At 53.6% G+C, this 14497-nt stretch carries 13 protein-coding genes; all 13 read left to right on the top strand.

Going from position 1 to position 14497, the window contains the following annotated elements; all coding sequences use genetic code 11:
• The first annotated feature begins 2 nt into the window (after nucleotides 1–2).
• From AC790_RS02930 to AC790_RS02870, 13 genes are read left to right on the top strand one after another with little or no spacing between them, the layout of a single operon-like run.
• Nucleotides 3–788, top strand: a complete 786-nt coding sequence (locus tag AC790_RS02930; RefSeq protein WP_049850862.1) for a YceK/YidQ family lipoprotein — start codon at nucleotides 3–5, stop codon at nucleotides 786–788.
• A complete protein-coding gene (locus AC790_RS02925; RefSeq protein WP_049850861.1) occupies nucleotides 785–1312 on the top strand; it encodes a DUF3304 domain-containing protein in 528 nt (175 codons plus the stop codon). The genes AC790_RS02930 and AC790_RS02925 overlap by 4 nt, the downstream gene beginning before the upstream one ends.
• Nucleotides 1297–3609 (top strand): DUF2235 domain-containing protein, encoded by a 2313-nt coding sequence (locus tag AC790_RS02920; RefSeq protein ID WP_049850860.1) that lies wholly within the window; start codon nucleotides 1297–1299, stop codon nucleotides 3607–3609. The genes AC790_RS02925 and AC790_RS02920 overlap by 16 nt, the downstream gene beginning before the upstream one ends.
• Nucleotides 3606–3869, top strand: a complete 264-nt coding sequence (locus AC790_RS02915; RefSeq protein WP_049850859.1) for a PAAR domain-containing protein — start codon at nucleotides 3606–3608, stop codon at nucleotides 3867–3869. Before AC790_RS02920 ends, AC790_RS02915 begins: the two co-directional genes overlap by 4 nt.
• Nucleotides 3866–5002, top strand: coding sequence for a hypothetical protein (locus AC790_RS02910; RefSeq protein WP_049850858.1), 1137 nt, complete (start codon nucleotides 3866–3868; stop codon nucleotides 5000–5002). Before AC790_RS02915 ends, AC790_RS02910 begins: the two co-directional genes overlap by 4 nt.
• Nucleotides 4983–8318: an ImcF-related family protein gene (locus tag AC790_RS02905; RefSeq protein ID WP_049850857.1), complete on the top strand. Its 3336-nt coding sequence runs from the start codon at nucleotides 4983–4985 to the stop codon at nucleotides 8316–8318. The genes AC790_RS02910 and AC790_RS02905 overlap by 20 nt, the downstream gene beginning before the upstream one ends.
• Nucleotides 8315–8836, top strand: coding sequence for a type VI secretion system lipoprotein TssJ (tssJ, locus tag AC790_RS02900; RefSeq protein ID WP_049850856.1), 522 nt, complete (start codon nucleotides 8315–8317; stop codon nucleotides 8834–8836). The genes AC790_RS02905 and tssJ overlap by 4 nt, the downstream gene beginning before the upstream one ends.
• 31 nt (nucleotides 8837–8867) lie before the next feature.
• The gene (locus tag AC790_RS02895) at nucleotides 8868–9470 is read left to right on the top strand and encodes a CDP-alcohol phosphatidyltransferase family protein (protein WP_049850855.1); all 603 of its coding nucleotides are present in this window, start codon (nucleotides 8868–8870) and stop codon (nucleotides 9468–9470) included.
• A complete protein-coding gene (locus AC790_RS02890) occupies nucleotides 9463–10392 on the top strand; it encodes a phosphatidate cytidylyltransferase (RefSeq protein WP_049850854.1) in 930 nt (309 codons plus the stop codon). Before AC790_RS02895 ends, AC790_RS02890 begins: the two co-directional genes overlap by 8 nt.
• A 9-nt stretch (nucleotides 10393–10401) precedes the next feature.
• Nucleotides 10402–11028 (top strand): lysophospholipid acyltransferase family protein, encoded by a 627-nt coding sequence (locus tag AC790_RS02885; protein ID WP_049850853.1) that lies wholly within the window; start codon nucleotides 10402–10404, stop codon nucleotides 11026–11028.
• A 2-nt stretch (nucleotides 11029–11030) separates the two neighbouring features.
• The gene (locus tag AC790_RS02880; protein WP_049850852.1) at nucleotides 11031–12794 is read left to right on the top strand and encodes a bifunctional alpha/beta hydrolase/class I SAM-dependent methyltransferase; all 1764 of its coding nucleotides are present in this window, start codon (nucleotides 11031–11033) and stop codon (nucleotides 12792–12794) included.
• Nucleotides 12787–14109 carry a phosphatase PAP2/dual specificity phosphatase family protein gene (locus AC790_RS02875; RefSeq protein WP_049850851.1) on the top strand — a complete coding sequence of 441 codons (1323 nt, stop codon included), beginning with the start codon at nucleotides 12787–12789 and terminating at the stop codon, nucleotides 14107–14109. Before AC790_RS02880 ends, AC790_RS02875 begins: the two co-directional genes overlap by 8 nt.
• Nucleotides 14091–14492 carry a hypothetical protein gene (locus tag AC790_RS02870; RefSeq protein WP_049850850.1) on the top strand — a complete coding sequence of 134 codons (402 nt, stop codon included), beginning with the start codon at nucleotides 14091–14093 and terminating at the stop codon, nucleotides 14490–14492. Before AC790_RS02875 ends, AC790_RS02870 begins: the two co-directional genes overlap by 19 nt.
• The last annotated feature ends 5 nt before the right edge of the window (nucleotides 14493–14497 follow it).

The raw sequence follows: 14497 nt of genomic DNA, 5'->3' as shown, positions 1-14497 counted from the left end.
GAATGAAAAAACGGATATTAAGTACGTTCGCTAAGCAGGTAATCTGCGCAGTTTTATTTGTGCAGCTAGCTGGATGTGGAACTTTGTTACGTAGTGAAAGTAGCGAAAGGATATATCGCGGGGTAAATACCGATATTAAAAATGCCTCAAATGCTTATATGTGGCTTTTCTCTGTCGGTGTTTTACCTGTTTTTTCAGTTATCTCGTTACCTTTTGATGCAGTGATAGATACGGTTTTGCTGCCTGTAGATCTTGCTGTTAGCAAATCACCGACGGTAAATAGGCAACCTGCTACCAATTTCATTCCTATATTTGCCGTCAATATGACGAGCCAACCAGATGTTAATTATATCATCCGAAAGAAAAGTACTGGAGAAATACTTACGCAGTCACGGAGCAGCATTATTCCTCAGGCTGGTAGCGCATCAGGTAAACTTGATACTGTTTCCCTACTGACTGAAAATAACACATTACTTCCCCCGGAATCCGTGACGATTAGCTGGAATAATGTAAAAGAGCTCCCGTTAGCAAAATCAACGGATACACGCAGTATGGTTAAGTCATTTACCCCCGATAATTATCTGCGTGAGGCAGCAAGTGTCATTGTACTGTTTATGCCCTGTAACCGAGTGATGCTTATTAATAATAAATCTAGATATTACCACTCTGAGTTTGTTCAGCAAAAACCTGTAAATGATCTTTTCCAACAATTGAACTTTCTAGCCAAACAATCTCAATGTTCAACTTCAGGGCAGGTAACACTCTCAATGGAAGGAGTTTGGCAATGAATGAAGGATTATCAAATTGGCTGAACAATGGATTATTATTGTTTATTACTGTAATGATTTCAGGGTGCTCGCAAGCAAAAAATGACGATAGTTATACCGCTGGGGATTTGAGCGGTATAAACCATATGGCCAATAGCGGAGTTAATTCGTTTTCGGTTAATGGTTATGGTGGGTCGTTAACAGGTAATACATGCTGCATTATGCTTCCTGAAAATTGGACGCCAGAATTGAAAGCTCGGATTGAATGGGAAGTTGATCCCAATCCAAATGAAACTATACCCATGAAGAAAAAGGGATTTGGATATGTAGAAGAAGCTTATGCTCAGCATGCAGCCAAATATCAGCTACATAAAACCATCGTGAAAGTTCCACAGTACGGCAAGGAGCGCTGCGGCTTAACTGTGCACTTCCTGGCTTGTAATCAGGTGAAAGTGACAACAGCATGCTCTGGATACGGTACATCAGGCTACCCAATTAAAGAGCCTCTTAACATGAAGGAGCCTGCGACATGTCCCGTGAAATGAATTTAGCGCTGCCTTGTTTTGCACCACCGCTGTTCCCTGACAGTGGTCGCTTGCCGCTTAGCGAAGCGCAGGTTAATGCCAATTATAAAAAACAGATTCGCGAAGAAAATGATTATCGAGCCAGCCTGGCCGAAGAAACAAGTAAGAAAGGCATCATACCCTGCTGCCGGAGCCTACATATCAGTTTTTTTTTCGATGGTACGGGAAATAATGAAGAGAACGATACTCGCGTATCGAAACCACCTCATCCAACCAATATCGCCAAATTATTTCATGCTACATATGCCAAAACAGCCGAACCCGATGGATATTTCGCCTATTACATTCCAGGTGTTGGCACACCCTTCCCTAAAATTGGTGAAATGGATTATAGCAACGATGGGCTTGCTTTCGCCGCTGGGGGAGAGGATCGAATTAACTGGGCGTTATTAAGATTGGTGGATGCATTAACTTATGCCATTTCTAAAGGAGCCAAACGCCTTAATGATGAAGTAGCGAAAGGAATGCTGTCCAGCATGCAGGCTCGTGGATCTTTTTCAGGAGAAGTGAACCGACGTAATGTGATTAACCCTTTATTAAAAGCGTTAAATAGTCAGGTAGCGGAAATCCAGCAGCCACGTATTCTGGGAGTTAAACTATTTATCTACGGTTTTTCTCGCGGGGCCGCCGAAGCGCGGACTTTTGTTAACTGGTTAACTCAGATACCCGATCCCAAATTTAAAAACGAACATCTTATACTTGCTGGTTTGCCGATCAGTATTGAGTTTCTGGGATTACTGGATACGGTAGCATCTGTTGGTGCTGCTCACATTCTGCCAGGTGCCGCAGGTCATATGGGCTGGGCGGATAATAGTCAGCAATTACCTGATGAACATAAATTTCCGGGATTAATTAAGTGTTGTCGTCATTTCATTGCCGCGCACGAGCAGCGTTTATGCTTCCCCCTTGACTCAGTCCGTCGCCCAGACGGCAGCTATCCGGCTAATACTCAGGAAGTAATTTACCCGGGAATGCATTCAGATGTTGGTGGCGGTTATCCTCCCGGGGATCAAGGGAAATCATGCACCGGCACAGGCAAAATATTATCGCAAATTGTTCTTCACGATATGTATGCAGCGGCGTTCGATGCAGGAGCCCCCTTAGCGGTGCCTCCCGAAATCATTACACCAAAAATCAAAGATATTTCACCTTCCCGAGTCATGCTTCCTGCAAGTGTCAGGGAGTTTACTATTGATGAGCAATTGATCAAACGCTTCAACATTTGGCGTCAAACCCTGCTGAACACCACCCTACAAGGCACTGAAGAGATTGATAATAAGCAAGAAGGCTATCGTCCTTACCAGCTTTCTCAGGCGCTTGAAACAGCCCTTATAGATCAGATTGGCTGGATCACCGCTTGGCGCATTGGCCGCTATGCTCATGGCAGTATGCTTCCGCAAGGGGAGAAATTTGCCGATAGTTTCTTCAACAAAGCACCGCAGTTAAAACCTGACGAACTTAAAAAAGAAGCGGAAGATCATAAAACAGCGGTAAGTAAACTTAACGCTCGTCGCGCCGAAGCGAAAAAGAATCGCAAACCGCTCGATGAAAGCTTACAGGGCAAACCCGATCTCGATCCAACCAACGCACAGTATCAATTACGCGAAGCTGCCCGGGAATTTCAGCATGATTACAAGCTGTGGCGACGCGATATTAATGGTGACTGGAAAGCTCAAACCACACAAATTGTCCTGGATGTGATCCCCAAGCATGCCGTCTTCCTGATCAATGGTGATGATGAAGACGCTGAATACGAGCAGATGAAAGCCGATGGCAATCGGCGCTATCCCCAACTGTTTATCGACAAGCTAGGCACCGGTATCCGCACGCAACCACGTGCCGACCTGCTTGCGCTCTATGATGAGCAAATTCACGATTCCCGCGCCTGGTTTATGCAAAGTGCATTGGGTGGACGCGAGCCCTGGGGCGGTTATTTCCGCTACCGCATGATTTACTGTGGTAACCAGACCAATAAAAATCTTCGCCTGATATCTGTCGAAGGCAAAGTAATCAATGCTGCGCCAACATCCAACAACGTCATCTATTTTATCGAACCCAAAACGGCCTATAACAGCGCCACTTATAAAGTGAAGGATATGGCAACCGGCGCGGTTCAGACGCTGAATCCGCCGGCAGCCACCCCGCAACCAGGAATCGCTGTAGCCCTTGCCCGCTCCGATGTTGTGACCTCACAACACCAAGCCATGATGACCTCTGTCATCGACATGCTGAAATCATCAGGAGCGAAAGTGGTATGACGCTCAAAAAATTGGTGCGCGTTGGCGATACGCTTAAACCTTACGGCGGCGAAGTGCTCAGCGGCAGTTTCGATGCTTTCGGCAAGCCAGTGGCCTGCGTTAACGATAAAGCGAAATGCAATGAGCACGGCATGACCACCATCATGCAGGGAGCGCCTAACAGCAGCGTAAACGGTAAGCCCGTGGCGCTGGATGGCCACCGGTGCGCCTGCGGTTGCATGCTGGTCAGCTCACTGCCGGATATGGATATCTGCGGATGAATCAACCTCCGATCTATGCTGACTATGCCGCCGTTCAACCTGTCCGCTGGCGGCGCTGGTGGGTAACGCTGCCCGGGCTGTTGTTTATCACAGCAATCACTACCATCCTGCTGTGGCCAGAAGGGAAACCGACCCGCTCGCCGCTATTCTGGTTCTGGGCGCTGGTGCTGCCATTGCTGTGCTGGTTGCTGGCGGTGGCATTGCGCTGGCTTATATGGCTGCAAAACACTGATAACAGCCGGACGCACCATGCCGAAACATCGCTGGCGCTGGATGCCTGGTGGCACAAGCGTAGCCAGGCATTACCGGTTGAAACCGTACTGCTGGTGACGCCCGCCGGGGATGACAATGCCGAACATCTGGCGCTGTTGTCGCAACCGCCGGACGCCCCGCAGCCGGGTATCAATGCTGAAGGTTACGCCATGCTGCGCCGCCCGCTGGTGCTGAACGGCACACGCGATCGCTCTGCGATGCTGGCGGCTTATCTCGCTAACCGCTTAGCAGCCCATTTTCGTCAGGCAGCTGAAACACGCCTTATCACACACTTCTGCTGGCTCGGTGATGATGTAAGCCTGGCAGCCTTTCATGAATCGCTGCTAGCTGAGGGCATGGTTTTGCCGGAAGAAATTCTCCGGCTTACGTCATGGACTGGCGCTGATACCGTTATCGATCTTATCGCTGAAACTCCCCCAGCCCTGCTGCTGTGTGCTGGGAGTGGCGAAGGCGTGCCTGCTTACGACCAGGTCACCGGAGAAGCCGCCTTTGCCTGGCTCTGCTCAACGCGAGGCTCGGCGCTGCTGCACCGTTCAGAGTGTTGGCAGCCTGTGCCAGGTGAAACGGCTGCGCAGACCGTGTCGCAGCTATCCCGCTACGCCGGGCTGGCTGATGTGCCGGATCGGATCCTTGCGGCGGATGTTCCAGAGATGGAAGCGCTGCTGGATGGCGGCTGGTCTGCTCTGGAGCATGTGCTTGCTCCGTGGCTTGGCAACGCCGGGCAAATCACACCTTTTACCTTACGGTCGCTGGCGCTGTTCTCTGCGCTCAACGGTCAGTCCTGCGGCTGGATCGCCGCAGATCGGGAATCTCGATACATTACAGGAGTTTGTGTTCCCCGTGGAAACCTCACGCACTAACCCGCGATATTCGCTGTTCAGGCTGATTTGTGGCTATCTGATCGCCATTACCCTGCTGGTACTGATCGGCGCCGGACTGTATTACTTTGCTGGCAGCAGCCTTGATCTGCCTGAAGCTCTGCCGCGTCAGATTGCCTTCTGGTCGCTGATCGTCTGGCTGACGCTGGTGTGGTTCTGCCCGCTGTTTATGCTCGCCTGGCGTTGGCTGGTGCGGCTGCAGGCATGCGAGGTAACAGGCGCAACGGGAACGCAGAAGCCGCGGCCAGCAGAGAATCAGAGGGTGCAGGATATTATCAGCCAGATGCGTTTCCAGTATCGATGGCGCTGGCGCAGCCGGGTGCGCATTCTGCTGCTAGTCGGGGATGAGCATCTGGTCGAACAGAGTATTCCGGGGCTGACAACCCAGCACTGGCTGGAGGGACACAATACCTTGCTGCTGTGGCACGGTAGCGCACAGGCGGATCCGCAGCCCGCGCAGCTTCGGGCGTTGCGTAAAATCCGCCGCCAGCTGGCTGATGCGGTGGTCTGGGTGGTCAATGCAGAAGCAGAAATGACGCAGGATCTGCTGGATACCACGGCCCGCCAGATGCAAAAACGCTACAGCCTGTTGGGCCAGGATATCCCGCTGTGGCTGTGGGAACGCCATGCGCCGTCGCTATCAGCACCTCCCGAGCAAGGCATAGGATTTATTATTGCCCCCGATGAGAGTGCAGACGATTATCGCCAGTCGCTTGATGAGCTTGAGCACCAGCTGGTCCAGCGAGGTATGCAACAAACCGACCTTAATCGCCAGCACAGTTTTCTGCTGGAGCTGGCGCGCACATTGCGCAACGGCGGCTCCACGCGCCTGACAAAGACACTGTCGCAACTCTCTGAAGGCGCACGGGCGCTGCCGCTGGCGGGCCTGGTGCTCAGCCCATCGCTCACATCCGGCAGTGCTTCCCTGCTTCATGCCTGGCAGCCGGGAAAAGCCTGGCGAGATTTGCTGGCGCTGCGCTGGCGTAAACCGGTGACTAACGGCGCTTCATGGCAAAAAACGTTGCTGATGCTCTGCTCCTGCCTACTGGCAGTGTGGATGGCATGCCTGGTGTTTTCATATATTGCTAACCTTCGTTTGCTGCAGGCGGATCAGCATCTTGCAGCTGCGGCAACGGATACCCGCCAGCCGTTGCATCAGCAGCTGTTCGCGCTGCGGGAATTGCAGAAAGAGATCGAGCGTTTGCAGCACCGTCAGCTGTACGGTCCGCCTTGGTACCTGCGTTTTGGCCTTAGCCAGAACGATGCGTTGCTGCATTTCCTGTGGCAACCGTGGCAGCAGTCAGCCATGCCGCTGTTGCGTGACGCCTCCGCTCAGCGCCTTACCACGCTAATGAGCGACTGGCGCAACCTGCCGCCGGACAGTCCGCGACGGGCAGATGATGCCAAACAGATGTATGACCTGCTGAAGGCTTACCTGATGCTGGCGCATCCCGACCAAGCCGATCCGGCATTTTTCAGTACCACGTTGATGGCAATCTGGCAGCAGCGCGATGGCATTATGGACGCCAGCTGGCAAAACAGTGGCGGCGACATGCTGGCCTTTATGATGACCAATCTGCCTGCGCATCCAGAGTGGCGGCTTGAGCCAGATATGCGACTGGTCAGCAGTATGCGCTCAGCCCTGCTGCGCCAGATGGGTGCCAGCAATGCCGAAGCCAATCGCTACCAGAAGCTGCTTGAACACGTGGCCCGCGACTATGCCGACATGACGCTCAGCGAGATGGTCAGCGGCACCGATAGCCGCATGCTGTTCAGCACCAATGAAACCGTGCCCGGCATCTTCACCCGTAAAGCGTGGGAGGAGGACATTCAGCCCGCAATTGAGAAAGCGGCGAAGGTGCGCCGGGACGAGATCGATTGGGTACTGAGCGACGGTAAACCGGCCAGCAACAATGATGTCTCTGCGGAAACGCTTAAGACGCGACTGACCGAGCGCTACTTCTCCGATTTCGCCGGCGCCTGGCTGAAATTCCTTAACAGCCTGCAATGGCGGCGGGCAGAGAGCCTATCCGAATCGATTGAACAGCTCACCCTGCTGGCGGATATACGTCAATCACCGTTGATTGCGCTGATGAACACGCTAAATGTTCAGGGCCGCACCGGACAAACCGGCGGCGATCTCACCGATTCGCTGGTGAGCTCAGCAAAGCACCTACTCAGTAGCGATAAAGCAAAAGGGATTGCTCAACCACAGGGCGCGCGTGGTCCGCTGGATGCCACTTTTGGACCGCTACTGTCGCTAACCGAGAGTGGCGCGGCAGCAACAGAGAGCCTCAGTCTGCAAACGTTTCTGACCCGCATCACCCGCGTGCGTCTGCGTCTGCAGCAGGTGACCAACGCCCCGGATCCGCAGGCCATGATGCAGTCGCTGGCGCTAACGGTTTTTCAGGGCAAAGCGGTCGATCTTACCGATACCCGCGATTACGGCAGCCTGATTGCTGCCAGTCTCGGTCAGGAGTGGAGCGGATTGGGTCAGGCGGTGTTTGTGGAGCCGATGGTACAGGCCTGGGAGCAGGTGCTTAGCCCAACCGCAGAGAGCATTAACCATCAGTGGCAAAACGACATTGTTACTCCCTGGGATGAAGCGTTCGCCGACCGCTATCCGTTTGCTCATCGAGAAAGCGACGTCTCCTTGCCACATCTGGCGCAGTTTTTGCGCACCGATACCGGACGCATTGCGCAGTTTGTTAACCGCCGTTTAGGTGGCCTGTTGCGTCTGGAGGGTGATCGCTGGGTGCCGGATGCCATGCACAGTCAGGGACTGACATTCGATCCCACTTTTCTCAGCGCGCTAAACAAGCTGACGCGCATCGCCAACGTCGCCTTTGTCCGGGGAGACGTGGCGCTGCATTTCCAGATGATGGCAAAACCTTCCCGTGAGGTGGTGGAGTCTGCGCTGACGGTGGATCGCCAGACGCTGGAATATTTTAACCAGCAAGAGAGCTGGCAAACGCTGAACTGGCCTGACAACCGCTGGCAGCCACAAACGACGCTCACCTGGCGCAGCGCCAAAGCGGGAACCCGCATTTATGCCGATCATCCGGGAAGCTGGGGACTGATCCGCCTGCTGGATAAAGCACGGATTACCAGGTTGGGCGGCAATATTTACCGGGTGGTGTGGCCAACGCCGGATGGACTGGCACTTAACTATCAAATTCGCACAGAGCTGGGTAACGGCCCGCTGGCGCTGCTCGATCTGCGCGGATTCAGGTTGCCGACACGCATCTTTGTTTCTGCCACGCCAGATGACGCCGCTTATCAGGGAGATGAACCATGACCCGCCGTTTCTTAATCATGCTGCCGCTCTGCTTTGCGACCATCCTGCTGAGCAGTTGCGGTGCCTGGCAAAAAACTAAACAGGGAACGGCGAGTGTGGCAAAAGCGGTGTTTTATCGTCAGGTGGACAGGTTGCATCTGACTTTCAACGCCCGCGCCGCGATCAATCAGGATGATGCTCACCACGCCATGCCACTGCGTTTAGGTATTTTCCAGCTCAGCGAACGTCAGACTTTCGATAACACCGAATACCACGATCTGCTCACGCAGCCAGACATTGTGCTGAAAGAGAGCCTGGTCGCGCAGCGACAACTCAGCGTAATGCCAGGGCAAAGCATCACTCTGGCTATGCCGATGGAGCAACAGGCGCAGTTCGTGGTGATAGTTGGCCTGTTCCGCCAGCCTGACAGAGAGCGTGGTACATGGAAGCGGGTACTAAGCCGCGATGATCTTGATGCGGATACACCGCGCACGATTGAAGTAAGGGATAACACCCTGAATTTGGATTCATTGAAGTAACACTTCAATTTCACAAGGCAGGAGCCATAACGTGACGCTATACGATATAAAACCTAAATTTCAGAATCTGTTAAGACCCACAGTGGTGAAGCTACATGCCCGGGGCATCACTGCCAACCAGGTGACGCTATTTGCCATGCTTACCTCGGTGACGTTAGGCGCATTACTGATCTGTTCCCCCGATCCGCGCTGGTTTATCACTCTGCCGATATTCCTGTTGGTCCGCATGGCGTTAAACGCCATTGATGGCATGTTAGCCAGGGAGTTCCACCAGCAATCCACTGCAGGCGCAATCCTCAATGAAGTGGGTGACGTTATCTCTGACGCCGCACTCTATCTGGCATTTGCCTTTATTCCGGGCATCGCACCCGGGTTAGTGGTGCTGGTGGTACTGCTCGCCTGGCTCACAGAATTCTGTGGAGTGATTGGCCAGACGCTGAACGGCACCCGCAGCTACCGGGGACCGCTGGGCAAAAGCGATCGTGCGTTTATCTTCGGTGCAGTTGCCTTGGTTATTGCGCTGTGGCCGCAGTATCTCGAATGGGTAAACGCGGTCTTTGCCCTCTCAGCCCTGCTGCTATGCTGGACTTGCCTCAATCGCTGCCGCAGTGCGACGGAGGCAAAAAATGTCTGAATCTACACGCCTTCTCTACTACTGCCTGGGCGGCATTTTCGCCGTGCTCATGCTGGCAACATGCGTGACTTATGTGCTGAAAAAATGCCGTCCACAACGCAACTGGCTGGAATTGCAGCAGCGCGTCCACAGCTGGTGGGTGATTATTTGCCTGTTTGCATTGGCGATGCTGTCACCAAAATGGCTGGCGCTGTTTTTCTTTGGCTTTATCAGCTTCCTCGCGTTGAAAGAGTATCTGACGCTGGCGCCAACGCGGCGTTCGGACAGCATGCCCCTGCTCTGGATGTACGCGGCCATACCGCTGCAATATCTCTGGGTCGACATGGCCTGGTACGGCATGTTCATTATTTTTATTCCGGTCTACGTCTTTCTGTTCCTGCCGGCTCGTATGGTGATCGCCGGAGATACAAACGGTTTTCTGCACTCCGCATCGGTAATGCACTGGGGCATGATGACCACAGTGTTTGCTCTGAGCCACGTTGCCTACCTGATGACCTTACCCGGCGCGGATGCCAGCGCCGGCGCGCTGCTGGTTATTTTCCTCGTGGCCCTGACTGAGCTGAATGATATTGCGCAGTACCTGTGGGGGAAATCGCTGGGCAGAATCAAGGTGACACCCAACGTCAGCCCGAACAAAACCCTCGCCGGACTGCTCGGTGGCCTATTCACCACCACGTTACTGGCTGTCATTTTCGGTCCGCTCATGACGCAGATGGATCACCTGCATTCCCTGGCGGCTGGGCTGATTTTGGCTATGAGCGGATTCTGCGGTGATGTAGTGATGTCGGCCATCAAGCGCGATTTTGGGGTCAAAGACTCCGGTAAGTTATTGCCCGGACACGGCGGCATTTTGGATCGGCTAGATTCCCTCATCTACACCGCGCCGCTGTTCTTCCACTTCTATTACTACTTCTACCTGTAAGGGGCGCGCATGAACCCTATGTTGCGCTGGATTTTTACACTTTGCATCGCCTATCCGCTGGTGTGGATTTGGCTAGGTGTGGCAGTGGCCAATCGCAGAAAATTACCCAAAACAGGCCCGGCGATCATCGTGGCAAACCACAATAGCCACCTCGATGTGCTGACGCTATTCACCCTTTTCCCCCTCTCAACGTTGGTGAACGTGCAGCCCGTGGCAGCGGCCGATTACTTCCTGAAAAACAAAGTGATTGGCTGGTTTGCCCTTAAGGTGATTGGCATCATCCCGGTTTATCGCAGGTCGCATCAGGCCAATCCGCTGCAGGCCTGCATTGATGCCCTGGCTGAAAAGAAAATTGTCATTATTTTTCCGGAAGGCACGCGCGGAGAGCCGGGCAAATTCTCTGAAATCAAATCCGGCATCTGGCATCTCAGCCAGCAATGTCCGGATGTACCGATTATTCCGGTCTATATGCACGGGCTCGATCGCTCAATGAGTAAAGGCCAAAAAATCCCGGTGCCGTTCTTTATCGATATCTATATCGATGATCCGCTTCGTTTTCAGGACAACAAAGCTGCGTTTAAAACCGCGTTATTAAACCGTTTCGTCGAATTACAACTGCAAGCAACAAGGAAATGATCATGAGCCAGGAAGCACGCTTATTTGTAGAGAGTTCGTTTTTAACCAGCGATGGTGCATCACTCTTTTTTCGACACTGGCCTGCGCAAGATAGCCAGAGCAAAAAAGTAATAGTGCTATTTCATCGCGGACACGAGCACTCAGGGCGCTTACAGCATGTTGTCGATGAGTTAGACATGCCTGACACCCATTTTTACGCCTGGGATGCGCGCGGTCACGGCCAGACGCCAGGCGCGCGCGGTTATAGTCCAAGCCTTGCCCGTTCAGTGCAGGATGTCGATGAGTTCGTGCGCTTTGTGGCGGAGTCGGCGCAGGTCAGCATGGAGGACATCGTCGTCATCGCGCAAAGCGTCGGTGCCGTGCTGGTCGCTACCTGGGTACATGATTACGCGCCGAAAATTCGCGGCATGGTGCTGGCTTCACCCGCGTTTAAGGTGAAGCTGTACGTTCCTTTTGCCCGCCCTGGTTTACGTCTGCAGCAACGCATGCGCGGCCTGTTCTACGTTAACTCCTACGTCAAAGGTAAATTCCTCAGTCACGATGCTGAACGCATCGCCAGCTTTGAGCAGGATAAGCTTATTACCCGTCAGATCGCGGTGAATTTCCTGCTGGATCTGTATAGAACGGCTGAGCGTATCGTGTCTGACTCTGCCGCGATCACCGTACCTACGCAACTGCTGATCTCCGGCGATGACTTTGTGGTGCATGCCGAGCCGCAGAAAAAATTCTTCCGGGGTTTGCGCAGCGCGGTTAAAGAGCAACATATTTTGCCGGGCTTTTATCACGACACGCTGGGTGAAAAAGATCGCCAACTTGCCTTCGATAAAATGAAGTCGTTTATCGAAACGCTCTACAGCAGCGCACCTTACGCGTTCGATTACAGCCATGAAGACCAATGGAGTCCGGGCGCTGATGCCTATCGTGAACTACAGGCACCGCCTCATCGCCGCTCGCTGCAAGGCCTGTTTTACGCCTCGTTGAGCTTCGGCATGAAAACCTTCGGCAGGTTATCTAAAGGCATGCGGCTGGGATATGAAACCGGCTTTGATTCCGGCAGCACGCTTGACTATGTCTACCGTAATTCCGCCGAAGGAACGGGTGTGCTCGGTCGCATCATCGATCGCCATTATCTCAACAGCATCGGCTGGCGTGGCATCCGAGCGCGTAAGGAAAATATCCAGCAGGTAATTGCCCTGGCGGTGGCGAAACTGCATGAGAGCAACATGCCGGTTCACGTGGTAGATATTGCCGCCGGGCATGGCCGCTACGTACTTGATGCGCTGGAGAAGCAGCCTGATATTGAAAGCATTTTGCTGCGCGACTACAGCGAACTGAACGTGGAAAAAGGGCAGGCGCTGATCGATGAGCGCAACTTAGGCCATCTCGCACAGTTCAAAAAAGGCAATGCTTTTGATTACGGCTCGCTCGCCACTCTCGCCCCGGCTCCAACGTTGGGTATTGTTTCCGGGCTTTATGAACTGTTCCCGAGCAATGCGTTAATTAAAACGTCGTTAGCGGGGCTTGCGGCAGCCATTCCTCCTGGCGGCGTGCTGGTTTATACCGGGCAGCCGTGGCACCCGCAGCTCAAAACGATTGCCTGGACCTTAACCAGCCATCAGAACGGCATTCCCTGGCTGATGCGCGTGCGTAGCCAGCTAGAGATGGACACGCTGGTTGAACAAGCCGGATTCGAGAAGTGCCACCAGCTTATTGATGAGTTTGGCATCTTCACCGTGTCGCTGGCGGTAAGAAAGCAGCATGACTGAATCGTCGCTGACTCAGCGCCCACATAGCCTCTGGAAACAGGGGCTTGGCTGGCTACTGCTGCTGGGACCGCTGTTTTTTCTCAGTTACGGCCAGGTCAATACCTTCACCGCCACTCGGGAGGATATCAGCAGCGTGGTATTGAGCTGGGAGCGGGCGATACCGTTTGTTCCCTGGACCATCGTGCCCTACTGGAGCATTGACCTGCTGTACGGCATTTCACTGTTTATCTGCACCTCAAAACAGGAGCTGATGCGCCACGGCTATCGCCTGCTTACGGCATCGCTGGTGGCGTGCGCAGCGTTCTTACTGTTTCCGCTGAAATTCACCTTTACGCGCCCGGAAACACAGGGCGCCTTTGGCTGGCTGTTCCATCAGCTGGAGCAGTTTGACCTGCCCTACAACCAGGCGCCATCGCTGCACATCATTCTGACCTGGCTGCTCTGGTTACGCTTCCGCCAGCACCTGAATCGCAAGGCGAGAGTTGTCGCAGGCAGCTGGTTTTTGCTGATTGCCATCTCGGTGCTCACGACCTGGCAGCACCATTTCATTGATGTGATCAGTGGAAGTGGGGTTGCGGTCATCATCAGCTACGCCATCCCGATTGAAGGGCGATGGCGCTGGCAGCCTCCTTCACCGCACGCTCAGCGTCTCGCCGTTAAATACTGCCTTGGCGGAGTACTGTTTTTACTGGCGGGAATGAACATTCCCTATGGCTATCTGCTGTTGTGGCCCGGCATCGCACTACTGATAGTAGCGGCGGGTTATGCCGGATTGGGCGTGACGATATTCCAGAAAAACAGCAGCGGCAGCCTGTCTCTTTCCGCGCGCTTACTGCTGTTACCTTATCTGGCAGGCGCAGCGATCTCCCGCTGCTGGTTCTCCCGCCACATGGCTAAAAGCAGTGTCATTTTTACCGGCGTAGCGCTGGGTAGATTTCCCGGTAAGGCGGAACGGCATATCGCAGTTTTCGACCTGACAGCAGAATTCCACCAAGGCTACCGCATGGCACAGCGCTGGCAAGCTTACCCGCTGATGGATCTGCTGGTGCCAGAGATTGAGGATATGCGCCATGCGGTAAGGCAACTCCGCCAGCTGTGCCAAACGTATGACAAGGTGCTGGTTTGCTGTGCCCTGGGTTTATCGCGCAGTACGACGGTAGTTGCAGCCTGGCTGCTGGCTGAGGGGCACGTTGCGTCAGTTGCTCAGGTTGTTGAACTGATTCAGGCCAGACGACCACAGATTGTCCTCACGCCCGCCCACATCAAGGCTCTGGAAGCATTTAGCAAGGAGCAGCTATGTCAGACAACATCATGATAAACCGGATTATGCACATCCATCTCACCAGCTGGCGCTACGTCGCCGCCTTAACGCTGCCACCGCTGGCGCTGATGTTTCACCTCATCTCCTCCGTGCTTAGCGTACCGTTAATGGTGCTGTTTTTAATTACGCACTATTACTGCTGGCGCTTATGGCTGGATGAGCGGCTTTTCGCACTGCTCAACGACGACAAGGATCTTGCCGAATTTGATCAAGGCATGGCGCATCTGTGGCGGCAAAAAACTTCCAGCACCCGCTCTCTGCCGGATCGCTGGCGGGGAACGCGCACCTTGTTTTATCGAACCCTGCTCTCTCTGTTGCTGCTGTGGCTGATTTCACTCTGCTCAGTGCTTTATCTGACATTGATGCCGGTTGATTAGGTGAG

Source organism: Pantoea sp. RIT-PI-b (genome assembly GCF_001187905.1).
Classification (GTDB): domain Bacteria; phylum Pseudomonadota; class Gammaproteobacteria; order Enterobacterales; family Enterobacteriaceae; genus Pantoea; species Pantoea nemavictus.
Note: the sequence above shows the minus strand (reverse complement) of the source record. Positions and strands in the feature narration are given on the sequence as shown.